The sequence below is a fragment of the Luteibacter jiangsuensis genome (assembly GCF_030812295.1).
Taxonomy (GTDB): domain Bacteria; phylum Pseudomonadota; class Gammaproteobacteria; order Xanthomonadales; family Rhodanobacteraceae; genus Luteibacter; species Luteibacter jiangsuensis_A.
In genome coordinates, this window is record NZ_JAUSSK010000002.1 from 446,400 (window position 1) to 472,727 (window position 26,328).

Annotated in this window: 23 protein-coding genes and 1 pseudogene; 12 read left to right on the plus strand and 12 right to left on the minus strand. The window is 64.9% G+C overall.

Annotation, left to right across the window (positions count from 1 at the left end):
• Window positions 1-4: 4 nt before the first annotated feature.
• Window positions 5-463: a DUF4126 family protein gene (locus J2T07_RS07390; protein WP_306848613.1), complete on the minus strand. Its 459-nt coding sequence runs from the start codon at window positions 461-463 to the stop codon at window positions 5-7.
• Between the two features lie 191 nt (window positions 464-654).
• On the opposite strand from J2T07_RS07390, the gene J2T07_RS07395 reads away from it, so the two are divergent.
• From J2T07_RS07395 to J2T07_RS07435, 9 genes are all read left to right on the plus strand, one after another.
• Window positions 655-1,188, plus strand: a complete 534-nt coding sequence (locus J2T07_RS07395) for an energy transducer TonB (protein WP_306848614.1) — start codon at window positions 655-657, stop codon at window positions 1,186-1,188.
• A gap of 64 nt (window positions 1,189-1,252) precedes the next feature.
• Window positions 1,253-1,549 (plus strand): hypothetical protein, encoded by a 297-nt coding sequence (locus J2T07_RS07400; protein ID WP_306848615.1) that lies wholly within the window; start codon window positions 1,253-1,255, stop codon window positions 1,547-1,549.
• A 37-nt stretch (window positions 1,550-1,586) separates the two neighbouring features.
• The gene (locus tag J2T07_RS07405) at window positions 1,587-2,120 is read left to right on the plus strand and encodes a gamma carbonic anhydrase family protein (protein ID WP_306848616.1); all 534 of its coding nucleotides are present in this window, start codon (window positions 1,587-1,589) and stop codon (window positions 2,118-2,120) included.
• 93 nt (window positions 2,121-2,213) lie between these two features.
• Window positions 2,214-4,259: a M3 family metallopeptidase gene (locus J2T07_RS07410; RefSeq protein ID WP_306848617.1), complete on the plus strand. Its 2,046-nt coding sequence runs from the start codon at window positions 2,214-2,216 to the stop codon at window positions 4,257-4,259.
• A gap of 57 nt (window positions 4,260-4,316) precedes the next feature.
• Window positions 4,317-5,084, plus strand: coding sequence for an exodeoxyribonuclease III (gene xth / locus J2T07_RS07415; RefSeq protein WP_306848618.1), 768 nt, complete (start codon window positions 4,317-4,319; stop codon window positions 5,082-5,084).
• Window positions 5,081-5,752 (plus strand): YecA family protein, encoded by a 672-nt coding sequence (locus tag J2T07_RS07420; RefSeq protein ID WP_306848619.1) that lies wholly within the window; start codon window positions 5,081-5,083, stop codon window positions 5,750-5,752. Before xth ends, J2T07_RS07420 begins: the two co-directional genes overlap by 4 nt.
• 91 nt (window positions 5,753-5,843) lie before the next feature.
• A complete protein-coding gene (locus J2T07_RS07425; RefSeq protein ID WP_306848620.1) occupies window positions 5,844-6,674 on the plus strand; it encodes a pirin family protein in 831 nt (276 codons plus the stop codon).
• 67 nt (window positions 6,675-6,741) lie between these two features.
• Window positions 6,742-7,425 (plus strand): HAD family hydrolase, encoded by a 684-nt coding sequence (locus J2T07_RS07430; RefSeq protein ID WP_306848621.1) that lies wholly within the window; start codon window positions 6,742-6,744, stop codon window positions 7,423-7,425.
• 93 nt (window positions 7,426-7,518) lie between these two features.
• A complete protein-coding gene (locus J2T07_RS07435) occupies window positions 7,519-7,875 on the plus strand; it encodes a hypothetical protein (protein WP_306848622.1) in 357 nt (118 codons plus the stop codon).
• Between the two features lie 175 nt (window positions 7,876-8,050).
• Here J2T07_RS07435 and J2T07_RS07440 read toward each other — a convergent pair.
• The 11 genes and pseudogenes from J2T07_RS07440 to J2T07_RS07490 form a co-directional block, all read right to left on the minus strand.
• A pseudogene (locus tag J2T07_RS07440) lies at window positions 8,051-10,996 on the minus strand (hypothetical protein); the annotation flags it as partial.
• Window positions 10,997-11,097: 101 nt separating this feature from the next.
• Window positions 11,098-11,919: a carbohydrate ABC transporter permease gene (locus J2T07_RS07445; protein ID WP_306848624.1), complete on the minus strand. Its 822-nt coding sequence runs from the start codon at window positions 11,917-11,919 to the stop codon at window positions 11,098-11,100.
• Window positions 11,916-12,794, minus strand: a complete 879-nt coding sequence (locus J2T07_RS07450; protein WP_306848625.1) for a carbohydrate ABC transporter permease — start codon at window positions 12,792-12,794, stop codon at window positions 11,916-11,918. Before J2T07_RS07450 ends, J2T07_RS07445 begins: the two co-directional genes overlap by 4 nt.
• Complete coding sequence (locus J2T07_RS07455) at window positions 12,791-14,083, minus strand: sugar ABC transporter substrate-binding protein (protein ID WP_306848626.1); 1,293 nt, start codon at window positions 14,081-14,083, stop codon at window positions 12,791-12,793. Before J2T07_RS07455 ends, J2T07_RS07450 begins: the two co-directional genes overlap by 4 nt.
• Complete coding sequence (locus J2T07_RS07460; RefSeq protein WP_306848627.1) at window positions 14,077-15,564, minus strand: glucoamylase family protein; 1,488 nt, start codon at window positions 15,562-15,564, stop codon at window positions 14,077-14,079. Before J2T07_RS07460 ends, J2T07_RS07455 begins: the two co-directional genes overlap by 7 nt.
• Before the next feature lie 114 nt (window positions 15,565-15,678).
• Window positions 15,679-17,199 (minus strand): tryptophan halogenase family protein, encoded by a 1,521-nt coding sequence (locus J2T07_RS07465; RefSeq protein ID WP_306848628.1) that lies wholly within the window; start codon window positions 17,197-17,199, stop codon window positions 15,679-15,681.
• Between the two features lie 105 nt (window positions 17,200-17,304).
• A complete protein-coding gene (locus J2T07_RS07470) occupies window positions 17,305-20,343 on the minus strand; it encodes a TonB-dependent receptor (RefSeq protein ID WP_306848630.1) in 3,039 nt (1,012 codons plus the stop codon).
• A gap of 187 nt (window positions 20,344-20,530) precedes the next feature.
• Window positions 20,531-21,523, minus strand: a complete 993-nt coding sequence (locus tag J2T07_RS07475; RefSeq protein WP_430539326.1) for a LacI family DNA-binding transcriptional regulator — start codon at window positions 21,521-21,523, stop codon at window positions 20,531-20,533.
• A 326-nt stretch (window positions 21,524-21,849) separates the two neighbouring features.
• A complete protein-coding gene (locus tag J2T07_RS07480; protein WP_306848634.1) occupies window positions 21,850-23,451 on the minus strand; it encodes a PepSY-associated TM helix domain-containing protein in 1,602 nt (533 codons plus the stop codon).
• 3 nt (window positions 23,452-23,454) lie between these two features.
• Window positions 23,455-23,718 carry a hypothetical protein gene (locus tag J2T07_RS07485; RefSeq protein ID WP_306848636.1) on the minus strand — a complete coding sequence of 88 codons (264 nt, stop codon included), beginning with the start codon at window positions 23,716-23,718 and terminating at the stop codon, window positions 23,455-23,457.
• Entirely contained in the window at window positions 23,718-23,987 is a 270-nt protein-coding gene (locus J2T07_RS07490; protein WP_306848638.1) for a hypothetical protein, read from the minus strand. The genes J2T07_RS07485 and J2T07_RS07490 overlap by 1 nt, the downstream gene beginning before the upstream one ends.
• Before the next feature lie 249 nt (window positions 23,988-24,236).
• Here J2T07_RS07490 and J2T07_RS07495 point away from each other — a divergent pair, with 249 nt between their 5' ends.
• From J2T07_RS07495 to J2T07_RS07505, 3 genes are all read left to right on the plus strand, one after another.
• Window positions 24,237-24,671, plus strand: a complete 435-nt coding sequence (locus J2T07_RS07495) for a hypothetical protein (protein ID WP_306848640.1) — start codon at window positions 24,237-24,239, stop codon at window positions 24,669-24,671.
• A gap of 68 nt (window positions 24,672-24,739) precedes the next feature.
• The gene (gene rsmG, locus J2T07_RS07500; RefSeq protein ID WP_306848642.1) at window positions 24,740-25,369 is read left to right on the plus strand and encodes a 16S rRNA (guanine(527)-N(7))-methyltransferase RsmG; all 630 of its coding nucleotides are present in this window, start codon (window positions 24,740-24,742) and stop codon (window positions 25,367-25,369) included.
• Window positions 25,370-25,472: 103 nt separating this feature from the next.
• On the plus strand, window positions 25,473-26,321 hold the full coding sequence (locus J2T07_RS07505; RefSeq protein ID WP_306848643.1) for a ParA family protein: 849 nt from the start codon (window positions 25,473-25,475) through the stop codon (window positions 26,319-26,321).
• Window positions 26,322-26,328: the final 7 nt, after the last annotated feature.

Here is a 26,328-nt window from a genome sequence, read left to right on the forward strand (position 1 = left end):
GTGATCAGACGAGGAAGACCACGACGAGGGCCAGCACGATTGTCACGATGTCCTCGATGATCGCGCCGGGGAGATCCTTGTGGAATTTGGCGGCCATCCACGCGCGGGCCGCCGAACCGCCGTAGGTACCAAGTACCGCACCGATGATGCCTGCGATCAGGCCACCGACGAGGTTCTCGTCGGTGGCACCGACACAAGCGCCGCTCAGCGCGCCCGTGATGACCCGGGTGCCGAACTGCAAGGGAATCTTGCGGCTGGGGGTGGTGGGCAGCTTGTCGGCGACCAGTTCACCGAGGGCCGCGATGCCGAATATCCATGGCGTCCAGGCATAGCCCATGAACGCGAGCGGTGTGCCGGTCAGATGCAGATCGCCGAAGCGGGCAGCGAAGGCAACGGCCGCAGGGGCGAGCATGGCGCGATAGCCGGCGACGATACCGATGAGCAAGGCGAGAAACAGGATCATGGCGTGCTTTCCTTTCCCGGAGGGTGGCTGCATTCAAACCCAACCGGGGACGCCTGGATAGTGCAGTGCCACCGTGGCGGGACGGACATGGCGCCACGCGTTTGCAACAATCGGGCGGGAAGATGACGCGCCCGTTGGGGTCGTCCGACAGGGGGACGGCCTGGTTGCGGGTCGTTCCCCGGATCTTCCCCATGTCCAAGTTCATCCCGGTCGCGCTTCCCCGCCGCGCGGTCATCGTCATTGGCGCCGTTATCGTCGCCCTCGCCACGGCTGCCGCATTCGCCACGTTGCGCGCCCGTCATGCCGAATCCGCCTCATCGACCGATAGCGCTTCCATGGCATCGTCCGGTTCGGGCGACGCCAGCGTGACCGAGGTCGATATCCTCCTCGGGCTTGCCCGTGACGCGACCCGCGAAGGCCGCCTCGTGGCACCGCAGGGCAACAATGCGTATGAGTATTACCTCAGCGTCATCCAGCTCCAGCCGAGCAACGCCACCGCGCAGGATGCGTTACGCGAGACGTTGCCGTTCGCCTCGCAGGAGATCGAGCGGCAGATCAATCGTCGCCAACTCGAGGAGGCCCGGCGCGAGATCGCCCTGCTCCGCGATTACGACCCCACCAATTACACGTTGATCATCCTTGGCGCGAAGCTCGACGCCCAGCAGCAGGTGGTCACCGCGGAAGACGAGGCCCGGGCCGAGGCGATGCGCAGGCGTAACGGTTAACCGGTTCATGGTACGTGGCGGCGGCCGGGGCGATAATCCCGGCTCCGCAAGGCAAGGAGCCCTCATGAATCGCTTTACCACCCTTTTCTTCCTGGCCGTCCTCGGCGCCGCCGCCGTGACCGCCTGCCAGACCGCGCCGGCAGCCCAGCCGAAGCCCGTCGCCGGGTTCGTCACCGACATGAAGGCATTCGATGCCTTCATCGCCACCCGGCCTACGCCGGAGCAGTTCCGTGCGGCCTATCCCGACGTCATCCTGGTGACGCCGGACATGATGACGACGCGGGAAATGCGCCAGAACAACAGCCGTTATTTTCCCAAGCTCGATGCGGAAGGCCGCATCGTGGGCGGCTCGTTCATGTGACCCCGGCGGGCATGGCGCGAGCGGCTACAATCCCGCCATGTCCGCTTCCATCCGGCCCTTCAAGGGCATCCTTCCCCGACTGGGCGCACGCGTCTACGTCGATCCTGCCGCCACCATCATCGGTGACGTCGAACTGGCCGACGATGTCTCGATCTGGCCGGGAGCGGTCGCCCGTGGCGACGTGCACCACATCCGCATCGGTGCGCGCAGCAACCTGCAGGATGGCGCCATCATCCACGTGACCCATGACGGTCCCTACACTCCGGGCGGGTTTCCCACGATCATCGGCGCCGACGTCACCATCGGCCACGGCGCGGTCATCCACGCCTGCACCATCGAGGACGGCTGCCTGATCGGCATGCATGCCACCGTGCTGGACGGCGCGGTGGTGAAGAAGAACGGATTCGTGGGTGCCGGCGCGCTGATTCCCCCGGGCAAGGTGGTGGGCGAACGTGAGCTGTGGCTGGGAAATCCGGCAAGAAGGGTGCGCGTGCTCAGCGATTCCCAGGTCGAACAGTTGTACTACTCGGCGGCCAACTACGTCCGTCTCAAGGACGATTACCTCGCTTGAGCCCGTAGGTGGCCCGCCCAGGGCCGCCGCGCCGCGCTGCCGCTTGATTTGGGCCGGCCACGGCACCACGCTGGGTGCCTGAAAGGAGACCCGATGGACACCAGCACCAACCCTCTTCTCGACCCGAACGGCTTGCCGGCTTTCTCGGCGATCCGGCCGGAGCATGTCGAACCGGCCATCGACACCTTGATCGCCGAGCAGCGCGCCGCCATCGAGCGGATCGCGGCGCCCGACGGCATCCGTGATTTCGAGCACGTGATCCTCGCCCAGGAACGCCTGGACCAGACGATGGCACGGGCCTGGGCGCCGGTGAGCCACCTGCATTCGGTGGCCGATTCCGAGGCGCTGCGCAAGGTTCATGGCGACGCCGAGGAGAAGCTCACGGATCACGGGATCGAGGTGGGCCAGAACCGCGATCTCTATGCCGCCGTGCAAGCGGTGGCCGATCGCCCCGACTTCGCCGCCCTTCCCGTCGCCGGCCGCGCCGCGGTCGAGCATGCGTTGCGCGATTTCCGCCTGTCCGGCGTGGCGCTCGAAGAGCCGGCGCGCAGCCGTTTCCGTGAAATCGGCGTCGAGCTGTCCAAGCTTACGACCGAGTTCTCCAACGCGGTGCTGGACGCCAGCGAAGCCTGGCACAAGCACATCACCGACGAGCGCGACCTGGCCGGCATTCCCGCGTCGGGCCGTGCCGTCCTCCGTGAATATGCGCGCGAGGAAAATCTCGACGGCTTCCTGGTGACGCTCAAGCAGCCGAGCGTGCAGGCCGTGCTCACCTACGCGGAAAACCGCGACCTGCGCGAAGCGGTCTATTACGCCTACCAGACCCGCGCCTCCGACCAGGGTCCGGACAAAGGCAAGTTCGACAATTCGGCGCGCATCGAGAAGATCGTCGCGTTGCGCCACGAGGCTGCCCAACTGCTGGGCTTCGCCAATGCGGCCGAGGAGTCGCTGGCCACCAAGATGGCGACCTCGCCCGCCACCGTCCTGTCGTTCCTGCGCGACCTCACGGCCCGTGCGAAGCCGGTGGCGCGCAAGGAACTGGACGAACTGCGCCGCTTCGCCACCGAGGAGTTGAAGATCGACAACCTGGAGCCGTGGGATGTCGCCTTCGCCGCCGAACGCTTGCGCCAGCAGCGCTATGCGATCGACGAGGAACAGATCAAGCCGTATTTCCCCGCCTCCGCCGCCATCGACGGTCTTTTCATGGTGGTCGAGCGGCTCTACGGCGTCCGCTTCACTCCCCGTGACGATGTGGATACCTGGCACAAGGACGTGAAGTATTACGACCTGAAGAATGCCGACGGCACGGTATTCGCCGGCGCCTACCTCGACCTGTACGCGCGCTCGGGCAAGCGCGGCGGAGCATGGATGGACGTGTGCGCCTCGCGTTTCCGTGACGGCGGGCACCTCCAGTTGCCCATCGCCTTCCTCACCTGCAATTTCCCGCCGCCCACCGACGGCGCGCCGGCCCTGCTCACGCACGACGACGTGCTGACCTTGTTCCACGAATTCGGCCACGGCCTGCATCACATGCTGACCGAGGTGGATATCCCATCCGTCGGCGGCATCGATGGCGTGGAATGGGATGCCGTGGAACTGCCCAGCCAGTTCATGGAGAACTTCGCCTGGGACCGGGAGGCCTTGCATTCGTTCGCCAGGCACTATGAAACGGGGGAGCCGCTCCCGGACGACCTCTACCAGCGCATGCTCGATGCCCGGCACTTCCACGCGGGCCTGTTCCTCGTCCGCCAGTTGGAGTTCGCCCTGTTCGACTTCCGCCTGCACCTGGAGTACGACCCGTCCCTGGGCGCCCGTCCGCTCGACGTGCTGGAAGAGGTCCGCCGCGAGGTCGCCGTGCTCCATCCGCCGGCCTGGCAGCGCTTCCCGCATGCCTTCACGCATATCTTCGCCGGGGGATATTCGGCCGGTTACTACAGCTACCTCTGGGCGGAGGTGCTTTCCGCGGACGCCTTCGAGGCCTTCGAGGAGACCGGCGTGCTCGACCGCGCCACGGGCGAGCGTTTCCGCAGGGAAGTGCTGGCGGTGGGCGCCACGCGGCCGGCGCTGGATTCCTTCAAGGCGTTCCGTGGCCGCGAGCCCCGCCCGGACGCGTTGCTGAAAAGCTACGGCCTGGCCTGAGCCGTACGTGCCCGCGCGGCGCCCAGGCGCCGCGCGGCTTTCCTTTACAATGGCGCCATGAAGATCGCGTCATGGAACGTCAACTCCCTCAAGGTCCGTCTGCCCCACCTCCAGCAATGGCTGGCCGAGGTGCAGCCCGACATCGTCGCGTTGCAGGAAACCAAGGTCACCGACGACAAGTTTCCCGCCGACGAAGTCGCGGCCATGGGTTATCGCGCCGTGTTTTCCGGGCAGAAGACCTATAACGGCGTCGCCATCCTCGCCAAGGACGACATCGGCGATGTCGTGACCGACATCGCCGGCCTCGACGACCCCCAGCGGCGCATCATCGCGGCGACGGTGGGCGAGGTACGCGTGGTGAACCTCTACGTCGTCAATGGCAAGGCGCTGGGCGACGAAAAGTACACCTATAAGCTTCACTGGCTGGCGCGCGTGCGCGACTTCCTCGAAGCCGAGATCGCCCGGCATCCGAAACTCGTGGTGCTCGGCGACTTCAATATCTGCCGTGACGACCGTGACGTCTACGACCCGGTCGCCTGGGGCGAGGACATCTTCTGTTCTCCGCCCGAGCGCGCCGCCTTGCAGGCCCTGCTCGACGTGGGTCTTCATGACAGTTTCCGGCTTTTCACCGAAGATGCAGGCATCTTCAGCTGGTGGGACTATCGCCAGGCCGCGTTCCGCCGCAACATGGGACTGCGGATCGACCTCATCTTGATCAGCGATGCGCTCAAATCCGTCGCAACCTCGTCGATGATCGACAAGGCGCCGCGCAAGTGGGAGCAACCGTCCGACCACGCGCCCGTCGCGTTGGAGTTGAAACTTTGAATACACCGAAGTCCGAATGGCCAAGCTCCCTCGACGATCGGGAGCTCGAAGAACTCGATACCTACCTGCGCGCGCATGGTAGCGACGGCGATCTCATGCTCGATGGCGTGCATGGCTTGCTCTCGGCCGTGGCGATCGGTCCACTCGAGGTGAAACCCGAGGAGTGGCTGCACGAGGTCCTGCACGACGCGTTCGAGAACGAAAACGAAGGCAACCGGGTGCTGGAGTTGCTTGCCAAGCTCAACGACTCGATCAGCGCGGAACTCGACGTGGATGCCTACGAGCCTATCCTCGGCGAGATCGACACCGAGGAAGGGCCGCTGCTTTCTGCGGCCGGTTGGTGCGAAGGTTTCAGCCGCGGCATCGACATGCGCGCCCAGCTGTGGGAAACGCGGCTCGCGGAGGACCCCACCTTGATGCAACTGCTCGGCCCCATCATGGCGCTGGCGGTGGACGAAGGCGTACTCCAGGCCGACGCCGAGTTCGAGAAGCTTACCGACGACGAATACGACGAATGCCTGGGCCAGCTGCCCGAGGTGCTCAACGCCGTGGGCGACTACTGGCGCGAAAGCCCACCGACGGAGGCCGAGCTCCAGGCCCTCACCCGCCCACGGGTGGAAGGCGAGGACGGTCCGCCAAGGCAGCGATCGGGCCACTGGGTACACTGACACTCCCGCTTCGCGAAACGCATCGTTCACGCCACGCGCCTTGGCGGCGTGTGCCACAACCGGCATCTTGGCAACAACCAAGGAGCCCGCCATGACCCATCGCCACATCACCCGCCGCGTCCGCGGCATGGATACCGCCGACGGCGCGGGCGTGAAGCTCAAGCGCGTCATCGGCCAGCCTGCCCTCGACATGCTGGACCCGTTCCTGCTGCTCGACGAATTCCGTTCGGACCAGCCCGGCGACTACATCGAAGGTTTCCCCGAGCATCCCCATCGCGGCTTCGAAACGGTGACCTACATGCTCGCCGGCCGCATGCGGCACGGCGACAACCACGGCAACCGTGGCGATCTCGGCCCCGGCAGCGTCCAGTGGATGACGGCCGGGCGCGGCATCCTGCATTCTGAAATGCCGCAACAGGAAGAAGGCCTGATGTGGGGCTTCCAGCTGTGGGTGAACCTGCCCGCCGCCGACAAGATGGTGGCGCCGCGTTACCAGGACATCGCCCCCACCGAGATCCCGGTCGTGCGGCCCGCCGAAGGCGTGACCGTACGTGTTGTCGCGGGCGATATCGCCGGTGGGAAAGGTCCGGTCTCCGGCATCAGTACCGATCCGATCTATCTCGACATCGCACTCGATGCGGGGTCCCGCCTGGAACTCGACGTGCCGGAAGGCCACAGCGCGTTCGCCTACGTCTTCGACGGCACGGCGGCGACCGTGGCCGGCGAGACGTTGGCGCGCAGCGAGTTGGCCGTGCTTTCGAACGGCGACAAGGTCAGCTTCGCCGCGGAAGGACACGCTCGGGTCCTGTTCGTCGCGGGCCGTCCGCTCGCCGAGCCGGTGGCGCGTTACGGCCCGTTCGTCATGAACACGCCGGCGCAGATCCACGAGGCGATCGCCGACTTCCGCGCGGGCAAGTTCTGACGCGAGAACCTCGTCGTCGGGGGGCGGCGGTTGTAAGGTTCGCCCTTACCGCCGTACTCTGCCGGGCATGTCCAGACAAAAGCATGCCTTCCTCTTCGATCTCGACGGCACCCTCGTCGATAGCGTCTACCAGCATGTCCTTGCGTGGAAGGAATCGCTCGACATGGAGGGGATCGATCTCTCCGTGTGGCGGATCCACCGCAAGATCGGGATGAGCGGTGGTTTGTTCACCGACATCCTGCTGCGCGAGACGCAGACCGAGATCACCCCCGACAGGATCGATCGCCTGCGCCGCAACCATGCCGCCGCCTACGGCAGGTTGGCCGAGGCCGGTGCGGTGAAGCCACTGCCCGGCGCGGTCGAACTGCTGAAATGGCTCACGGACGCGAAGATTCCTTGGGCCATCGCCACCAGCGGGCGCATGGAAACGGCGGCGCACAATATCGCGGCCCTCGGCGTCGATCCGGACAAGGTACCGGTGGTGACCCGCGACCAGGTCCGCCATGCGAAGCCCGACCCGGATCTCTTCGTCACCGCCGCCGAGCGGTTGGGGACCGACATCCGCGATGCCATGGTCATTGGCGATGCGATCTGGGATATGCTCGCCGCCCAGCGGGCCAGGGCACTGGGAATCGGCCTGCTTTCCGGAGGTTACGGCGAGAATGAACTCGAACGGGCGGGTGCCTACCGTGTGTTCGAGGACCCGGCCGATCTGCTCCGGCATATCGATGAAGTCGCAGCGCGAAGCTGAACGGATTCAACAAGTTCCCCGAGGCGTTTAGGCGCCGGACGGGAAAGGGTTCGTAGGATCGCACCCATACGCATCGCGAGGATTTCACTGCACATGCGCTTTCTGCTCACCGTCGTACCGCTCACGGCCGCGTTCATCATCGCGGCGTGCTCCCATTCCGAACCCCCTGCCCCCGAGGCGTCGCCCACGGCGGCGGTGACAGCCGCGTCGCCCGCACCGGGCAAGACGGCGCCGGCGAACCCGGCGCTCGGCTCGCCCGAATGGCTGGCCTGGGTCGACAAGACCTTGGCGGTCAGTGACGACGGACATGGGCCCACGCCGGGTTCCGACGAGTGGAACCGGGCGGTGAATACGAAGCTTGGGCAGGAAGCCCCCCAGGCATCGCCGGGTTCGGCCGAGTGGCAGCAGGCGGTGGATGCGCTGCTGCGTACCCGCGTCGCGACGCACTAGAGCATCGCCGACAGGGTCAGCTCCCACCGGGAGGCCCGCCATCGAGCGATCTTGCCACCGGACTGTCCGCGCTGCCCGGTGGGGGCCGACCTTGTCGGCGATCCCGCGGCAGCGGGCCAGCCTAAAGCCTGGCCCGCAAACGCTTCGCCCCGGCCGGAACCTTCACCTCACCCGACGGTAGCGAAAGAACGACCCCTCCCGGCACGTCCACCGGCTGCGTGATCTCAAGCACCGCTTCCCCGCCCTTCGCCTTCAGCGTGTAGCCGAACCGCCCGTAAGGCGTGCGCAGGTCGCGAATCGCCATGCCCTCACCATCCAGCCATCCGGGCTGCACGCCGGCGGCGATCACCAGCGCACCATCGGACTCGCGGTCGTAGGCGAACATGTCCAGTGCCGAGCGCACGTAGTCCGAGGCGATCCACGCATGCGGCATGTCACCTACGAAACGCGGTTCACGCGGATCGCGGCCGACCACTTCGGCCCACTGGTTCCAGGCGGCAGGACGGCGGTCGGCGAAGAAGAAGGTGACGAGCTCATCGAGCCGGTCACGCCAGCCGAGCCGGATGAAGCTGGCGATCGTGCGCAGTTCGTACGGCGTGTAGTCTTTCCACGCGGTCTTTCCATCGCGGCGCGCGACGAAGCCGCGCCAGTAGGTCTCGAAGGTGTTCTCGAGCAAGACCTTCGGCAGCCTCGACTGCTCGCCTCCCGGCGACAGTGCGATGGTGGTCGAGGTCGCGTCGAAATCGCCCAGCTCGGCCGAACCGGGAATGAAGTCGATGCCCTTCGCTTTCACCGCCGCGGCTATGGACGCATGCAAGTCGTCGCGGAACTGGTCGCGCGACGCGACGAAACGCTTCGCGTCATCCGGCTGGCGAAGTGCCTGCGCGAGTTCAATGGCGTCGTCGTAACCCTTCAACGCCCAGAAATCGTCCCAGTACGAATGCATCGGCTTGGTCGAATAGCCCTCATGGCTGATCGATGCGGGCATCAGTCCGTAAAGAGCCCGATCCGGTCCATTCAGCCGTGACGGCATGCGTTCGCTCGCGCGCAGCCCGTCCATATAGGCGACGGCCTTGCGTACATGCGGATACAGTGCCTCCACCGTCGCGCGATCGTGCGTATAGCGCCATAGCTCCGCCACGCTGAAGATCAGTTCACCGTGGCTATCGTTCTCGGGAACGGGATCGGAACCGCGAGCGTCGACGCAACACGGCACCTTGCCGTTGGAGAACTGATGTGGCGCGTACCAGCGGATGAACTCGGAGGCCACGTCTTCATGGCCCGTACGCAGCAAGCCCTCCAGCATCATCGCGCCGTCGCGGACCCACGTGCGCGAATAGGACCGGGTCCCCGGCTGCAAGGCCGGACCGTCGCGAGACATCAGAATCTGCGCGATGCCGCTCTTCATCGTGTCGACGATCGGTCGTGCCACGCCAGGCACGGTGACCGTGACACGATCCAACTTGTCGCGCCATGAAGCCGCGACCGCATCGGCATGACTGGTGAGCCAACGCTCGGCATCGTCCGGCACAGCGACAACGTCATCTGGCTTTACCGGAACGACGATGCCGAGATCCATGTGGCCGTGCGCGGGCACGTGCAGGTTATAGAGCAGCGCACCCTGGGCAAAGCCGCCATCATCATGCAGCGTCTTCATCGAAGGCCGTTCGCCGGCATCCAGGCGTTCGCTCAGGGTCGTCGGCTGGTTGGTGCTGGCGACAAAATCGGTTGCCGCCCGCAAGGGGATCACCTTGCGCCTGCCATTGACGGTAAGCGCCTTGCCATCCCAGGCGAGATCGTCGATACGGCTGATGCCACCGGGGGCGTTGAGGAACTGGGTGGGCGGATTCACCTGGAAAGGCCGCGCGGCCAGGGCCAACGTGACATCGCGGGCCTTGCCGCCGCTGTTCTCCACCCGGTAGTCCACCACCAGCTGTGACGCACCCGCCGGGCCCTGTGCGAAGGCGGTGGTCGTCAGCGCGAGGTCGCCAGCCTGCCAGTGAACGGAAGGCATGGGAAGGTAGCCATCGCGCAGCGACTGGCTCGTCGTCACATCGGCCCAGGTGATGAGCTTGCGGCCATCGATCAGGAATGGCTCGATGGAGAAACCGCCGCGCACGACTTCGACGGCGCCGTCTTCGGAGATCAGCGCCGAGTCTCGGCTGCCACCGTCGACGCCGACGATGGTCCAGTACGACTGCTCGCCGGAGAAGCCGCGCGGATAGAGGCCGCGACGCACTTGCTTCGCGCGCGATTCGAAGATGGCATTGGGCGTGGGTGGCGGGACGGGTACGGCTTCGGGCTTACGCGCGACAAGACGAAGGTTATCGAAGCACACCTCACCCTTGTTGGCGCCAGGTGCCAGGGGACCCGTTGTGGGAGCCGCTTCAGCGGCGATGGGTGCTTGCTCCAGGCTGGCCCGCTGCCGCGGGATCGCCGCTGAAGCGGCTCCCACAGGGATGCCGCCGGCTGGAGACTTGTTGGCGTTGGCGTTGGCGTTGGCGTTGGCCTGGGCCTCGGCGTAGATCATGAACTCCACGTCGCGCGTGTGCCGCAGCGTGCGGTCTTTGACCGGACCCCAGGCGAATTCCACCTGGCGGCTCGTGGCCTCGATCGTCTGCCAGGCATCGCTCGGGACGAAGGACGGTTTCTGGAACCACCACACGTTGTCGCCGCTGTCATCGATCAGCTTGAGCTGCAAGGTGCTCGGCGGCATGTTTCCGCGCACATCGAAGCTCAGCGCGAAACCGTCGGGAAAATCGATCGGCAAGGTCTTACGGATGGACGCCGCGCCGGAAACGCCGTTGAAATCGTAATCGAGGCAGATCGCCTGCCCGGTCTTTCCGGGAACGCCGCGAAGCGTGGCGGAGACGTCGTCGGTGTGTGTCGCCTCCCAGCCGCTGGTCGTATCGAAGTTGTCGAGCGCCTTGGGGGCTGAAGATGCCGGAGCCGCCGGAGCCGCCGGGGGCGTCGCCGCTGTCGCGGAAGCAGCAACGGAGGCGCCCGCGATGAGTAGCGCGAACAATGTCCCACGCAGCCCCTTCGAAGCCGCCGCCACTCTGGTGGGAGCCGCTTCAGCGGCGATCCCGCGGCAGCGGGCCAGTGTGAGGCGAGCACCCATCGGCGCTGAAGCGGCTCCCACCAGTGAGGTTCCCACAAGTGAAGCTCTCCCAGGTGGGGCCCCCACAAGCGCGGTTCCTTCCGTATGGTTCTGCTTCATGCTCAACCCTTGACGCTGCCCAGAAGCAGGCCTTCCAAGTAGTAACGCTGCAAGGCGAGGAACAGGACCAGCACGGGCAGGATGGTCACGACCGATCCTGCCATCATCAACTCGCTGTCCTGCACATGCTCGCGCGACAACGACGCCAGTGCGATGGGAAGGGTGTAATGCTCCTGCCCGGTCAGCGCGATCAACGGCCACATGAAATCGTTCCACGCGGCGAGGAAGGTGAAGATGGCGAGCGTCACCATGATCGGCTTGAGCAGCGGCATCACGATCGTGGCGAAGATGCGGAACTCACCTGCTCCGTCGATGCGCGCGGCTTCCATCAGGTCGTCCGGAATGCCGCTGGCATACTGGCGGACGAGGAAGATACCGAAGATCGTGGCCAGCGCGGGCACGATCACCGCGCCGTAGGTATTCACCAGGCCCATGTACTTCAGCAGCAGGAACAACGGCAGCATCGCCACCTGCGCCGGAATCACCAATGCGCCGAGCAAGACCTGGAAGAGGCGCTGGCGCCCCTTGAACTCCAGCTTGGCGAAGGCGTAGCCGGCCATCAGGTTGAAAGCCAGCGAGATCACGGTGATGGCCGTGGAGATCAGCAGGCTGTTGAACAGGTATCGGCCCATGCCGGCGTTGAGGAAGAGCTGCCGGTAGTTGTCCAGCGTGGCGTGCGTGGGCAGCACGGGCGGAGGCAGCGAGCTGGCCTGTCCCTGCGGCATGAACGACACCGAGACCATATAGAGCAACGGCGCGATGGCGATCGCGGCGCCACCGATCAACAAGCCATTGATGAGGGCTTTCGCCATGCGCGGGCTCATGCCGCTTCCCCTCGCTTCGACAGGCGAAGCATCGCAGCGGTGACCGCGAACATGATCACGAAGAGGATGAAGGCCACGGCCGAAGCCGAACCGAGGTTCCACCACTTGAAGCCTTCCTCGTACATCAGGTACAGCACCGAGGTCGTGCTTTGCAGCGGGCCGCCTTCGGTCATCACATAGGGCTCGGCGAACAACTGGAAGTAGCCCGAGACGGTGAGGATGCTGACCATCACCATCGTGGGCTTCAGCATCGGCAGCGTGATGTGGCGGAACTGCGCGATGGCCGAGGCGCCGTCGATGCGCGCGGCTTCGTACAAGTCCCCGGGGATCGCCTGCAATCCAGCCATGAAGATGATCATGTTGTAGCCGAAGTTCTTCCACACCGCGAAGAGGATGATCGTGGGCATCGCCCAATGCGGGTCGCCGAGCCAATCCACGGTCGGCATGCCGATCGAGTCGAGCACGTAGTTGATGAGTCCATACTTCGTGTTGAACAGGTAACGCCAGATCACCGCGACGGCCACCACCGTGGTGACCACCGGTGCGAACAAGGCGGTACGGAAGAACGGCTTGAAACGGGCCAGGGGCGAGTTCAGAAGCATCGCCGCGCCCAGCGAGGCGATCAGCGACAACGGCACGCCTACCACCACGAAATACACGGTATGGCCCAAGGCCGACCAGAACAGCGGACGCTGCAGCAGCGACCAGTAGTTCTGCAGGGCGACGAAACGCAGGTTGCGGATGTCCGCCAGTGCGTAGAGGTCGTAATCGGTGACGGATAGGAACAATGCCGCGACGACCGGCAGCAGGAAGAACAGCCCGAGGATGATCAGCGCGGGAGTGACGAAGAGCCAGGCGGCGCGGGTGGTGTTCATGGTGTTGCCTTGTGGCCGTGGTCCAGCATCCAGCGGCGCTTTTCCAGGAGACGGTCGGCGCGCCGGTCGATTTCCTCGGCGGCCTGGTCGATCGTGAGATCGCCGTGCGCAGCCTGTGCCGCGACCAACTGCATTTCGGTGACGATACGCTCCCACTCGGCGACGGGCGGCGTGGGCTTCACGCGTTCCAGCTGGTCACGGAACGCCGTGGCCTTGTCGTCGTCCTTCAGGGCGGGGGCCTGCCACGAGGACCGGCGAGGTGGCATGTCGCCAAGGATTTCGTAGAACCGTGCCTGGATCGCCGGACGGGAGAGGAATTCGATGAGCGCCCACGCGTCGTCCTTGTGCTTCGACGCCCGATAGATCACCAGGCTGGAGCCGCCCGCGTTCGACGCGCCCGGCCCGTTCGGACCAGGCAGCGCCACGGTGCCCCAGTCGCCCTGTTGCTCGGGCGGCAAGCGCTTGCGGAACTCGCCGATGTTCCAGGGACCGGAAAGATAGAACGCATAGAAGCCCTGGCCAAACGCGGCCCAGGGATTGCCGATGCCGACGTTGGTCATCATCGGCGCCTGCTGGTCCTTGAACATCGAGACATAGAAGGCCAGCGCCTTCTTGAATCCCGCGCTGCGGAAATTGCCATAGCGTCCATCGTCGCGTAGCAGCGGATCGTCCTGCTGCAAGGCCAGCGCAAGCAGTTGCTCGAACTCATTGGTGGGCAACAGCACGCCATAGGCCTTGCCTTGCGGTCGGGCCAGCCGTGCCATCATCGCTTGCCATTCGGTCCAGTCGCGTGGCGGGTGGTCGTAACCCACCTTGGCGAGCAGGTCCTTGCGGTAGAAAAGCAGGCGGGTATCGACGTACCAGGGCACGCCATAGAGCGTGCCGTCGATGACATTGGTCGACCAGATCGCGGGAAAGTAATCGTCGCGGGCGATGATCTTCGAACTGGCGACACGCGCATCGAGTGGCTCGAGCGCCCCGAGCGCCACCATCTCCGGAATCCATGTGTTGCCGAGTTGCGTGATGTCCGGAGTCGAGTCGCCCGCGTACGCGGTAAGCAGCTTCTGGTGCGCAGCCGTGAGCGGCAGCTGCTGTATTTCGACATGCAGGCCCGGATGTTCGGCCTCGAATTCGGGCAGTAGCTTCGCCACCGCCTCGCCCTCGCGGCCGATCGTCCAGAACTGCAAGGTCCGCGTGCCCTGCTCCTGTTTCGCGCAGCCGGCGATCCCGGCACCGGCAAGGGCCAGCGCCAGGGTTACGCACAGGACGCGCGCCGCGCGCTTCACCATAGGTTGGCTTCCGTATCGGCATCGAGCCAGCCGCCGGTGAAGCCGGCGCGCTCGAGGCCCTTGCGGATGTACGGGTTCTTCTTCATCACGTTCCAGACGAACTCGCTACGGTAGTTTTCGATCATCAGCACGATCGGTCCCTGGTCGATGCCCAGGTGCACCGTATCCGCCCATCCGAAGCCCGGTATCAGCCTGCCCGTGCGCAAGTCGGTCTGCGTATGGAAGCTGAGGTTGAAGGCGTCGACGAAACCGTACTTCGTATAGATGTACTGGCCATATTTCTTCTTCATTTCCTCCAGCGCGGGGATCACGATCTCCGGCGCGAAGGCGATGGAGCCGCCCGCGGCCGTCGGCACGATCGTGCCGTCGTCGGAAATGTAGTCGAGACCGGCGCCGCGAGCGGTATAGCCGGCGAAGGTGCGCTCCTTGTCACCCTGCTTCACGATCAAGCCACCCGGACCGTTGCTGGCGGTGAGACCCCATACGTTCTTGCCGTAGCCGGTCCAGCCGCCAGGATTGGCTACGGCGTAGGCCTGCTGCGAATACGTGGCACGGCGGCTGTTCTCGAAGTAGTCGATGTTGTGTGCGCGGCTCCAGGCGTCGCGGATGCCGCGGAAGTCCACCCAGGTGTGGCTGTACTGGTGCCCGAACAGCGGTGCGAAGTTGAGGAAGGTTTGGCCGTGGAATGCGCCCCAGGTCTTGTCGTAGGTCTTCGTCCAGGCGGTCCAGGCGTCATCGCCCACCGGATGGGTGGGTGAGCCGAGCGCCATGATGTAGACGAGCATGCCCTCGTTGTAACCGGCCCAGTCGTGCGGGATCTGCTTGCCGCCCGGCGTCCAGCCCATGCTGATCAGCGGCTTGTGGTTCTGCGCCCAGGTCCACTCCACGCGTCGGTAGATGTCGTCGGCGAGGCCGCGGATTTCCTTTTCCTTCGCATCGTCGCGGTCGTAGTAGCTCTGCGCGAACAGCACGCCACCAAGCAACAACGTCGTGTCGACGGTGGACACCTCCACCCAGCGATCGTGGCGCTTGCCGGTTTCCATGTTGAGGAAGTGATAGAAGAAACCGTGATAGCCGGTGGCATCGTCTTCGGAATCGTTCTGCGGCGCGTCGTGGAAGAAGCGCAAGGTGGCCAGCGTGCGGTCGACCGCCTGTTCGCGCGTGATGTAGCCGCGCTCCACGCCGACGCCGTATGCGGTAAGGCCGAAGCCCACCGAGGCGATCGAGGCGAAGGAGTTGGTCGGGTAGTGGTCGGGAATGAGGCCGTTCGACGGGTTGGCGCTGTCCCAGAACCACTGGAAGGTTCGCTTCTCCAGATCCGCGACCATCGGTGGTACGGGATGGACGTCCTTGATCGCCACCGCGTGGGCGTGAGTCGGCTTGGGCGTCTCCTTTTCCGCCATGGCCAGCGGCGAGGCGAAGGCGAGGAGGACACCGAGGGCGAGGAAGAACGAGAGACGCTTTGTCGTTTTGGCTTGCATGACGCGGATCCTAGCTGTGTAAACGTTTACGCCAGAGGGCCGGAGAAAGGCCCCGAAGGGCCTTGGTCGAACGAGAACCATACGTACCGGCTGGTCCCCTGGCAATCGCGCATGTCATGACACCACCTGTGGTGCGCGGCATTCGCGGTCGATGAACTGCTGGTGGGTGGGCATCAGGTCGACGTTCTTCGAGACGACGTCGCGAATGCTGGCGAGAAACCTCGGAATATCCTCATCGGGCATCTGATCGACCAGCGGATCGTAGCCCCTCGGCATGATGCCCTGGCCGATCATCACCTGGATCCAGCTGACCACGGCGAACATCTCCTCCGCGGTACGGAAGAAGCGGCCGCTGTGGCGAAACAGGTCGATGTTTTCCTGCAACGAAGCCGGAATCGACATGTTCCTGCAATCGTTCCAGAAAGGTGAGTCGTCGCGTGCGGTGGCCTTGTAATGCAGGATCAGGAAGTCGCGGATGCGCTCCGCCTCGAAGCGAGTCTGCGAGTTGTAGCGGTCGACCAGCACAGGGTCCATCACGCCATCGGACGGGAAGAGCTGAAGCAACTTCGAAATACCTGCCTGGATCATATGAATGCTGGTCGATTCCAGCGGCTCCATGAAACCGCTGGCGAGACCGAGCGAGACCACGTTCCGGTTCCATGCTTTCTTTCGGATGCCGGTGACGAAGCGTAGCGGACGAGGGTCCGCCAGGGCTTCGCCATCGAGGTTCGCCAGGAGCTTCGCGGCGGCCTCGTCATCGCCGATATGGCGGCTGGAATACACGTAGCCGTTGCCGGTGCGATGCTGCAGTGGGATGCGCCATTGCCAGCCCGCCTCGCGCGCGGTGGAACGCGTATACGGCGTCGGCGCTTCCACGCGCGCGCATGGTACGGCCAGCGCGCGATCGCATGGAAGCCAGTGGCTCCAGTCCTCGTAACCGGATGCCAATGCGCCTTCGATGAGCAACCCGCGAAATCCGGAGCAGTCGATGAAGAGGTCGCCCTCGATACGCTCGCCGTTGGCGAGCAGCACCGCGGCGACATGGCCTGATTCCGGATGCAATTCGACGTCCTGGATCTTGCCTTCGCTGCGCCTGACCCCACGCGCTTCCGCATATTCGCGCAGGTAGCGGGCATAGAGCGACGCGTCGAAGTGATACGCATAGGCGATGCCGCCGAGAGGATTGTTTGCGGGTACGTCGACCGGCGCGGGCATGAACTTGCCGCGGATGGCCGCAACGGTGTTGACGGAGTAGTCGCCCAGATCGGCGGCACAGCCTGCCTGCCGGCCCTTGAGCCAGAACTGATGGAATGGCGTCAGGCCGATGTCGTGGCCCATCACGCCGAAACCGTGGATATAGGAGTCGCCCAGTTTGCCCCAGTCGCGGAACTGGATGCCGAGCTTGAACGTGCCCTGCGTGCGGGCGACGAAGTCGGCTTCGTTCAATCCCAGCAGGTTGTTGAAGAGCTTGATGTGCGGAACGGTGGCTTCACCGACACCGACGATTCCGATCTCGTCGGACTCGACGAGCCGAACGGTCACCTTCCGGCCGAGCACGCGTATCAGTGCGGATGCCGCCATCCAGCCGGCGGTGCCTCCACCGACGACGACGATATGGGTGATGCCGTTGTTCATCGCTGGACCGCTGCGGCAGTGGCTAAGAAATGCGCCCGCGGGGAGACGCGCGGGCGCCAAGTACGGCGCACCCGGCCATGCGTGCCGGATGCGCCGCTGGAACGCTTAGAACTTGAAGCCAGCCGTGAAGCGGGCGGTACGCGGCACGAACTGGATGTTGCCGTTCTTGTTGAACACGACTGGAGTGCCCGTCGGAGCGCCGATGGTTCCGAAATTCGTGTTGTAGTCGACCAGGTTCTTCCAGTTGAAGACGTTCAGGATGTCGAAGCGGATGTAGAACTTCGTCTGGTCGTTTTCGTTGAGCACGAAGTCTTTCGTGGCCTGGAAGTCGATGTCGCGATAACCCCAGATCTTGCCGCCAACGAGGAACTTCGAACCCGGCGGCGTAAAGGCGGCAGGACGATTGGCCTCGCCTGTCGGGAAGAGATATCCCCCGCCGTAGCCATACGTGCCATTCCAGGGCAGCGGCGTCGCCAGGGTCAGCTTCGCCGAGAAGGTGAAGCCCCACGGACCATCCAGCGAGCCGGTCGCCACGAAGCGATGTTTCGACGCCGCGTTCGAGGTGACGAACGGGTAATCCTGGATCGTGGCCTCGTCGAACGAATAGTGTTCCTTGATGTCGCGGTTCTGCTTGGCGCGCGTATAGGTGTACGCGAAGTTGGCGCTCCAGCCCGACTCGCGGGTATACGGCTTGTCGGCCGACAGCAGTACCTGGGTCGTGCGGGTGCGGATGCCGTTGTTACCGATGATCATCGAGCCGAAGCCGGGCACGCCGTTGTTCCAGGGCTGGCTGCCGTTCTGGAAGAACGAGCCGTCCGGGTAGCGGTTGCCCAGCGTGAAGGCGAAGCCGTCATACGAGAGCACGCGCGTGATCGTCGCATCCGTGTTCCAGTCGCCGAGCTTGTTCGACATGCCGATGCTGAACTGATCCGAATACGGAGCCTTCAGGTCGTTGTTCATCATGTCGACCTCCTGGCCCTTGTTCGAGCCGGCGACCAGCGCCTGCAGGTTCTCGAGGCCATTGAGGTAGGAGGGATCCCAGTTCACGCAGTTCGTGTTCGGACCGACGTTGCAGCTGCGGCCAGGGATGTTGAAGAAGATCTCCTGGTACGGCAGGGCCGACTTGGTCTGTTCCAGCTGCAGGTAATCGTAGAGATTGCGGTCGTACGAGCGGCCCGCGCCGCCGTGGATCACGTGCTCTTCGTCGGCGAACAGGTCGTAGGAGAAGCCCAGCCGCGGCGCCCATTGATTCTGCGCGTGGCGGTTGTGTCCGTTGCTGATGTAGTCCTGGTAGTTAATACCGCCCTTGGCCAGCGTCTGCGCATAAGTCTGGCCCGGGAACTGGCCCTGGGCGTTCGGATCGAGCGAGTTGAAGCCGTCGATCACGTTCTGCGGCGTGACGTAGTCGAGGTAGGACGGGGTTTTTTCCTTGTCCCAGCGTACGCCGAGGTTCAGGATGAGGTGGTCGTTGATCGACCAGTCGTCCTGGATGTACGCACCGTACTGCTTGCTGTTGGTCTCGGCGATCGAATTCAAACCCGCCACCGGATTGGAGAACTGCGCCCGGTACGGCAGCTCGTTCGTGCCGTTTTCATCGACGTTGTAGAAGAACTGCGGGTTGGTGTTCTGCGCATCCTGCGCGTGCAGCGTGACTTCCTTGTACTTGTAACCCACCTTGACGACGTGGTCGCCGTGCCAGGTGAGGTCGTTGAAGGTGAAGTCGTCCGAGATCATCGGACCTTCCTGGCCCTTGATCTGGGTGGCCAGTGCCGAGGCCGAGCCGATGCCGATGATGGCCGCGTCGTTGTTCGGGCGCCAGGTGTAGTTATAGCCGTTGCCGTAGTTCAGCGGCAGCGGATCGTTCGATGAGTTCTCGTACGAGGCCTTGAACTCGTTGAAGAACCAGTCGCCACTGTGCTGCCAGCGGAAGGTGCCGCGGGTGTCGTGGTTCTCGGTGGTGATGGATTGCTCGCGCGACTGGCCCGCACCGATGTTGTCGGCCTGGGTCTCGCGGCGGACCTGGGTGCTGATCTCGATGCGGTCGCGATCGGTCAGTTCCCAGTCGATCTTGCCGAAGTACAGCTTTTCGTCGAACGGCAGGTTGGCCGGACCCAGCGCGGCCTGGGCGGCCGCCGGAAGCAGGCCGACGGCGGACGCGGGTACATTGGAGCCCGGCGTGACGGTGATCGGCGTATCGAACTTCTTCTGCTCGAAGGTCACGAAGAAGTGCATCTTGTCCTTGATGATCGGACCGCCGAGCGCGAAGCCGTATTCCTTCTCGAACGAGCGCGCCTTGTCGCCGTTTTCTTCGGCGGGGGTGCGGCTGCGGTACTTGTCCGAGGTATAGGTATCGAACACCTCGCCATGGAATTCGTTCGTGCCCGACTTCGTCTCCGCCGTGATCGCTGCCGACGAGACCTGGTCGTACTCGGCCTTGTAGTTGCTGGTGATGACCTTGTACTCACCGATGGCCAGCTGAGGGAACGGGTTGCCCTGGCTGTTGACCTGGCCGGCGACGCCACCTTCCTTCACGTAGCTCTTCTGGCCCACGCCGTCGATGAAGACGTTGACCGAGCTGTTGTTCTGCGCACCGCCGCGCAGCGAGGTATGGCCCTGCGCGTCGACGCTGAACACCATGCCCGGCACGGTGTCGGCGAATTCGAGGAAGTTGCGCGACACCTGCGGGATGGTCTGGATCTGGCGCAGCGAGATCGTCTTCGCGACTTCGGGTGTCCTCACCTCGGTCAGCGTCGTGGCGCTCACCGTCACGCCTTCCAGCGATGCGGCATTCGCCGCGTTGGCGGTGACATCGCCGGCGGCGGGAGCCGCGGCGGCGAGGTTCAGCGTCGCGGTCGACGCGACGGTCACCGTCACCGTCTGTTCGGTGCCCGGACCCGCGTCGACCTTGTACGTCGCCGGCGGCAGGCCATTGATGATGTACATGCCATCCGCGCCGGCCTTGGCGTGGCGCGTCAGGCCCGTCTGCGGATTGAACGCGGTGACGTTCGCGCCAGGCGAAGCCTTGCCGCGAAGGGTCGCGTTGGCCGACTGCGCGAACGCCGGGGGCGACACCACGGCGGCGGCGACGGTCGCGGTGATCACGCCGGCGAGGATCTTCTTCTTCAACTGCATCGAGGCTTTCATTGTTCCCCTCTCCCAAATGTTTTCTATGTGTGTGATCCACGGAGTCGACATGGCTGTCGTATCGCGGTGGTTGAACCACTCTCGGAGCGTTATGCCCCCGTGTCTCGCGTCGAGCGAAGTCCTGAGATTGACGCCGTCCTGGGGAGTCCCATCCACGGCCCGGCAAGCCGTGCGTTCCGACGGGGCGTCAGGCCCGTCGTCGTACCGTGTCGCCGCCGCCACATGAGGCGCGCACGACCAGTTCAGTGCCGACGACGACGCGCGGTTCGGGCGCGGCGTCCTCGGGTGCCTCGATCATCTTGACGAGGCGTTCCAGCGCCGCTTCGCCCAACTCGGCGATGCGTATGCGGACGGTGGTAAGCGGTGGCGTCACGTAGCGCGCCATGGGAATGTCGTCGTAGCCGACCACGGCGATGTCGTCCGGCGTGCGCACCTTCGCCTCGGAAAGCGCGGAAAGGCAGCCGATCGCCATCATGTCGTTGGCGGCGAAGATCGCGTCGGGGCGCGGCACCATCGCCAAGGCCTGCTTGCCCGCGTGATAGCCGGACTCCTCGGTGAAGTCGCCCGGCAGGATCACGGCGCGCTCGCCGAGACCGGCCTTCGCCAATGCCTCGCGATAGCCGCGCGCGCGTTCCTGCACATCGTGGTTCACCTGCGGACCCGCGATGAAGACGATGCGCTTGCGGCCGAGGTTCAGCAGGTGCTCGGTCATCGCGCGGGCGCCGCCGAAATCGTCGACATCGAGCGAGGCATGGCGATCGGAGCGCACGTGGCTGTTGATCAGCACGGTCGGCAGCACGATCGGCAGGTTCTCGTCGAGGAAGGCCTCGTCGGCGTGGGGTGACATCACCAGCAGGCCGTCGACCCGGCCCTGCATCGCGCGCAGGGCGATCGCCGCTTCCGTGGCATCGCCATGCGAGCTGGAAACCAGCATGTACAAGCCACGCGCACGGGCAGCGAGGTCGATGCCGCGGATCAGTTCGGAGAAGAAGGCGCCATGCAGGTCGGGCAGCAGGGCGCCGATCGTCTGCGTGCGGCGGGTGATGAGGCTGCGCGCCGCGTTATGCGGGACGTAGCGGAGGCGGGCCGCGACCTCGCGGATACGCTTCTGGGTTTCCGCCGTCACGCCGCCGTGGCCGTTGAGGGCGCGCGAGACGGAAGCCACCGATACGTTGGCCATTCTCGCGACGTCTTTGATCGTCACACTCACCTGGTTATCGCCCTTGACCAGCCCTCCCGGGGCCTGACGGCGCGGAACGTAAACGTTTTCACACAAGCTTGTAAAGCGTGCGAAATCAACCGTTTGCTGCATCGCGGTAGGATGTGCGCGAAGATGGGATACCACTTACCGACACGCGTTAAAAATACGCGTCAGGTCAGCGATTTGAGTGGTACGCAAGAAATTGTGGCGATGCAACAGCGAACGCACACAAAGTGTTCACGGAAGTAAATAGCTGTCGCGTCAGCAACCACGTAACGCGCGTTACATGGCATTGCCGAATTCGCTCAGGCTTCCCGCAGCTCGCGCGCGGGCTGTTCGCTGCCCGCGCGCCGGGACGACCATACGCTGCACGGGTCTCCTTCGACGGCACGACGGCGCGTGGCGAAGCCAAGCCAGGCGAAACCCGCACCCATCGCGATCGCGACCAGGTCGACACCCAGCACCGCGAAGCGGCCTTCACCTAGCGTGCGGAGCAGGCGGTCGCCATGGATCGTCGCGTCGAGCACGCCGACGGCCACGCTGACGAAGGCGGTGGCCCAGAGCAACTCCACCGCCGCCCTGGCGGGAAGACGCCAGAAGGTCCAGAGGATCGCGGCGGAGAAGGCCGTGAAGCACACGGGCTGGACGATGGCCGTTGGCGAGACACCCCAAAGCGGGCCCAACAGGTTCGCGAGGAAGGTCGTCGAGATCGCGAAGCACGCACCGATGCAGACGCCGACGGTGGCGGTGGCCATCGCGCGTACTTTCAACGGCTGGTCGGCCTGGCGCCGCTTGCGTCGCGATTCGATGTACAGGAGGTTGCCGGAATAGAACAGGAAGGCGCCGGCGAGGCCGAGGACGAAATACAGCCAGCGCAGCGAAAGGCCACCGAAGCTGCCGAAGTGCAGGCCGAAGATCGCCGAGTACGTGGCGTGGTTCGTATCGCGAGCGCCGGTCAGCTGCATGCCGAGCACATGTCCGTCGGTGGCATCGAGCGAGACCATGCCGTATTCGCCGAGCGTCTTCGTGGATGTGCCGCGCACTTCCGCCGCCGCGCCCTGCCGCCCGTAGTGCACGTAGCGCATGTAATCCGGTTCGAAGCTCGCGGCACCGGCGGCGAGCGCTGCCTGCCTCGCGCGCGCGCCCAGTTCGGCGGGCGACAGCATCGCCGCCGTGCCGCCCTTGTCCTGCGTGGCCGGCAAGGCGCTCGTCATGCGCTCGAAGGCGGGCATCAGCTTGCCGTCGAAGATGGCCGTGTTGAACGCGACCAGCATCACGAGGGTGAGGCACAGCAAGGCGCCCGTGATCGCGAAGATGATATGGAAGGGAAGGCTGAGGATGCCGATGACGTTATGCGCGTCTTGCCACAGTCGCTTGAGGTTGTGCCCGGGACGCAGCGCGAACAGCTCGCGCACGAGGTTCGGCAGGTGGATCAGCAGTCCGGTCAGCAAGGCCAGTCCGTAGATCACGCTGACGATGCCCATGAGATAGATGCCGACGACGGGAATGCCGAGGTCGTAATGCAGTTCGTAGACGAAGTCGGCGAGGCCGTGTTCGTGGTCTTCCGAATCGCGCGGCGCGGTCTCGCCCAGCGACTGGGTTTGCCACTCGCCGTTCTTTTCCATCCAGTACGCGGCCACTTCATGCGAGGGATGGTCGGCGGGATACGTCACGCCGATCTGCTCGCGAGCCGCCGGGTGCTTCGCCACGATATCGGCCAGCATGGCGTGCGCGCGGTCCATGGTGTCCGCGCGGTCCATCTCGGTCCTCGGCACGGCCCACGCGTCGATCTCTTCGTGGAACATGGTCAGCGCGCCGGCATAGAACGCGATGAACAGGGCGAAGCCGGCAAGCAGGCCGGTCCAGGTATGGACCGTGGTGAAGGTACGCAGCGTGGAGGCTTTCATCGGTTACAGCCCCGGCATCGTGTGCTTGGCGAGGAACAGCGTGGCGAACGCGGCGAGGTTGGCCACGGCCAGCCACGCCCAGGCGCGGACGCCGCTGCGGAAGAGGAAGGTCGCGGCCATGATCCCGATCCACAGCGGGAAGAAGATCACCATCATCGGGATGACCACCGACTCGCTCGAATGCGGCCAGATCCAGATCGCCACCGCGACCAGGGCCATGGACAGCGGCAAGCCGAGCACGATGCCAGCGAAGGTCTTGGCGAGCATCAGCGTGGCTTCCGTTCAGTGGCCGGGCGAAACAGCCATGTGATGTAGGGCAGGGCGACGGCGCCCAGCATCAGTGCCGTCAGCGCCGAAAAAATGCCCGGTAGAGAGGTTTCCCCGGCAATCCACGCGGCCAGCGCCGCGATGGCGAACACGCTGGCGCCGAGACGGGCAGGGCGCCCGAGCGGCCGCGGCAACAACCGCTGGTTCCGCGAGGCCAGGTAGGCGAGGGCCATGGCGACGAAAGCTGCCACGCAGCCGAGGAAATTCATGGACGGAGACCGGCGACAAGGACTGATTGATAATTATTATCATTTACCCTTGGCCGGTCAAACGTGCGCCAGTGACCACGCGCTGCTCAAGTTTTGACCAACCCGTCCGTTAACTGAATAGGGGGGATTGGTAAAACTAGCGTTAACCCCCTCTGTTAAATTAGAATTAACACCCCGACGATCATCGCGATGCGGCATCTCGCTGTGCGATGAGACAAGAAAAGCGGCTAACCGATTGATATAGCAGCCATGTTGACCACCGCCCTCATTGCCACGACCCTCATTGCCTTCGCTTTCGCGGCGGCGTCGGTTCGTCGCATTCCCGAAGGCCAGGTCTACAGCGTGCGCCGCTTCGGCCGCTCGCCCGCGCTGCTTACCGCCGGCACCCACGTCGTGCTTCCCGTGTTCGACCGCGTGTTCCACAAGATCGACCTCGGCGGCCAGGTCCTTCGCTTCGAGGGCGGTACCGTTTATTGGCAGGTGCTCGAACCGGAAGTCGCCGACGAAGTGATCGACGAGGCGCCGGAATTGATCCGCAGCAATGTCGTCGCCGCCCTGCGCGACAGCGGCACGGGCCGCCCGGCCGACCGCCGCGCCGTCGGCACCCAGCTCAAGCACGCCGTGAACGGCTCGCTCCGGGCTCGCGGCATGCTGGTGACCCGCGTCGAACTCGACGCCGCCTGACCCCCGCGCTGGCGCCATCGCGCCGGCGCTTCCATACTCTTGCGCCCCTCGCCTCACCCTGGTGCCGCATGACCGCGCGCGAAGCCTTGCAAGCCCAACTCGAACGCGGCATCGCCGCCCTGGGTGCGACCCTGCCCGATGGCGCGGTCGACCGCCTGCTCGATTATCGGGAACTGCTGGAGCGCTGGAACTCGGCCTATAACCTCACCGCGGTGCGCAACGCCGACGAGATGATCGCCCGCCACCTGCTCGATTCACTGGCGATCCTTCCTTATGTCCACGGCCGCACCTTGGCCGACCTCGGCACCGGACCGGGTCTGCCCGGCATTCCGTTGGCCATCGCGGAACCGGCGCGCGAGGTGCTCATGGTCGACTCCAACGGAAAGAAGGTCCGCTTCCTGCGCGAGGCGATCCGTTCGCTGAAGCTGGTCAACGCAAGGGCCCTGCAGAGCCGCGTCGAGGACGTCGAAGGCACGTTCGAGTGCATCACGGCCCGCGCCTTCGCCTCGCTGGCCGACATGCTCGGCTGGGGTGGCCACCTGTTGGCGCCGGAGGGCGTCTGGCTGGCGATGAAGGGCAAGCATCCAGAGGAAGAACTGGACGGGGTACCGGAGGGATTCCACGTGGAGGCGATCCACGCGCTGCATGTGCCGGGCGTCGAGGGGGAGCGGCACCTCGTGGTGATCCGCCGGACGTAATCGGAGCGTTCATCGCCGCCGGAGCGCCTCCCAACCCCAAGGCCCGCCCCACCGAAGATGCTACGCTAGCGCCCTTTCCGCGCACGGTAGCTACCGGTACTCCATGGCCCGCATCCTCGCAGTCGCCAACCAGAAGGGCGGCGTCGGCAAGACCACCACCTCCGTCAACCTCGCCGCGGCCCTGGCCGCCGCGAAGCGCAAGGTGCTGCTTGTCGACCTCGATCCGCAGGGCAACGCCACGATGGCCTCGGGCGTGGACAAGCACGAGGCCAAGCCGAACGGCTGCGAAGTGCTGCTGGACGAAGCCGCCATCGGCGACGTGCTGGTACGCACCGAAGCGGGCTTCGACTTGCTGCCGGGCAATGGCGACCTCACCGCCGCCGAACTCAAGCTGATGGACGGCCTGGCCCGCGAGCATCGCCTGAAAGAACAGCTGGCGAAGATATCGGACAAGTACCACACCATCCTGATCGACTGTCCTCCCTCGCTGCACCTGCTCACCCTGAATGCGCTGACCGCGGCAGACGGCGTGCTGATTCCGGTGCAGTGCGAGTACTTCGCCCTGGAGGGGCTGTCGAGCCTGCTCGACACGATCTCCGCCGTGCGCCAGCGCCTCAATCCGAAGCTGGAAGTCGAAGGCCTCCTGCGCACCATGTACGACGTGCGCAACAACCTCGGCAACGAGGTGTCGGCGCAACTCACCCAGCACTTCGGCGACAAGGTGCTTCGCTCGATCATCCCGCGCAACGTGCGCCTGGCCGAGGCGCCCAGCCACGGCCAGCCGATCCACCTCTACGACCGCGGGTCGCGTGGCGCCATCGCCTATATCGGCCTCGCCGGCGAGATCATCCGCCGCGAGCGTGCGATGAGCACGCATGATGCCGGCGAACTGACGAACGATCTCGACGAAGCCGCGCCCGATGCCAGCGGCGCGACCCCGACGACCCCTTAAGGAGCAC

Coding starts and splice junctions, on each gene's coding strand:
- J2T07_RS07390 (WP_306848613.1), bottom strand. CDS start 463: ATGATCCTGTTTCTCGCCTTGCTCATCGGTATCGTCGCCGGCTATCGC.
- J2T07_RS07395 (WP_306848614.1), top strand. CDS start 655: ATGTCCAAGTTCATCCCGGTCGCGCTTCCCCGCCGCGCGGTCATCGTC.
- J2T07_RS07400 (WP_306848615.1), top strand. CDS start 1,253: ATGAATCGCTTTACCACCCTTTTCTTCCTGGCCGTCCTCGGCGCCGCC.
- J2T07_RS07405 (WP_306848616.1), top strand. CDS start 1,587: ATGTCCGCTTCCATCCGGCCCTTCAAGGGCATCCTTCCCCGACTGGGC.
- J2T07_RS07410 (WP_306848617.1), top strand. CDS start 2,214: ATGGACACCAGCACCAACCCTCTTCTCGACCCGAACGGCTTGCCGGCT.
- xth (WP_306848618.1), top strand. CDS start 4,317: ATGAAGATCGCGTCATGGAACGTCAACTCCCTCAAGGTCCGTCTGCCC.
- J2T07_RS07425 (WP_306848620.1), top strand. CDS start 5,844: ATGACCCATCGCCACATCACCCGCCGCGTCCGCGGCATGGATACCGCC.
- J2T07_RS07430 (WP_306848621.1), top strand. CDS start 6,742: ATGTCCAGACAAAAGCATGCCTTCCTCTTCGATCTCGACGGCACCCTC.
- J2T07_RS07435 (WP_306848622.1), top strand. CDS start 7,519: ATGCGCTTTCTGCTCACCGTCGTACCGCTCACGGCCGCGTTCATCATC.
- J2T07_RS07445 (WP_306848624.1), bottom strand. CDS start 11,919: ATGAGCCCGCGCATGGCGAAAGCCCTCATCAATGGCTTGTTGATCGGT.
- J2T07_RS07450 (WP_306848625.1), bottom strand. CDS start 12,794: ATGAACACCACCCGCGCCGCCTGGCTCTTCGTCACTCCCGCGCTGATC.
- J2T07_RS07455 (WP_306848626.1), bottom strand. CDS start 14,083: ATGGTGAAGCGCGCGGCGCGCGTCCTGTGCGTAACCCTGGCGCTGGCC.
- J2T07_RS07460 (WP_306848627.1), bottom strand. CDS start 15,564: ATGCAAGCCAAAACGACAAAGCGTCTCTCGTTCTTCCTCGCCCTCGGT.
- J2T07_RS07465 (WP_306848628.1), bottom strand. CDS start 17,199: ATGAACAACGGCATCACCCATATCGTCGTCGTCGGTGGAGGCACCGCC.
- J2T07_RS07470 (WP_306848630.1), bottom strand. CDS start 20,343: ATGAAAGCCTCGATGCAGTTGAAGAAGAAGATCCTCGCCGGCGTGATC.
- J2T07_RS07475 (WP_430539326.1), bottom strand. CDS start 21,523: ATGGCCAACGTATCGGTGGCTTCCGTCTCGCGCGCCCTCAACGGCCAC.
- J2T07_RS07480 (WP_306848634.1), bottom strand. CDS start 23,451: ATGAAAGCCTCCACGCTGCGTACCTTCACCACGGTCCATACCTGGACC.
- J2T07_RS07485 (WP_306848636.1), bottom strand. CDS start 23,718: ATGCTCGCCAAGACCTTCGCTGGCATCGTGCTCGGCTTGCCGCTGTCC.
- J2T07_RS07490 (WP_306848638.1), bottom strand. CDS start 23,987: ATGAATTTCCTCGGCTGCGTGGCAGCTTTCGTCGCCATGGCCCTCGCC.
- J2T07_RS07495 (WP_306848640.1), top strand. CDS start 24,237: ATGTTGACCACCGCCCTCATTGCCACGACCCTCATTGCCTTCGCTTTC.
- rsmG (WP_306848642.1), top strand. CDS start 24,740: ATGACCGCGCGCGAAGCCTTGCAAGCCCAACTCGAACGCGGCATCGCC.
- J2T07_RS07505 (WP_306848643.1), top strand. CDS start 25,473: ATGGCCCGCATCCTCGCAGTCGCCAACCAGAAGGGCGGCGTCGGCAAG.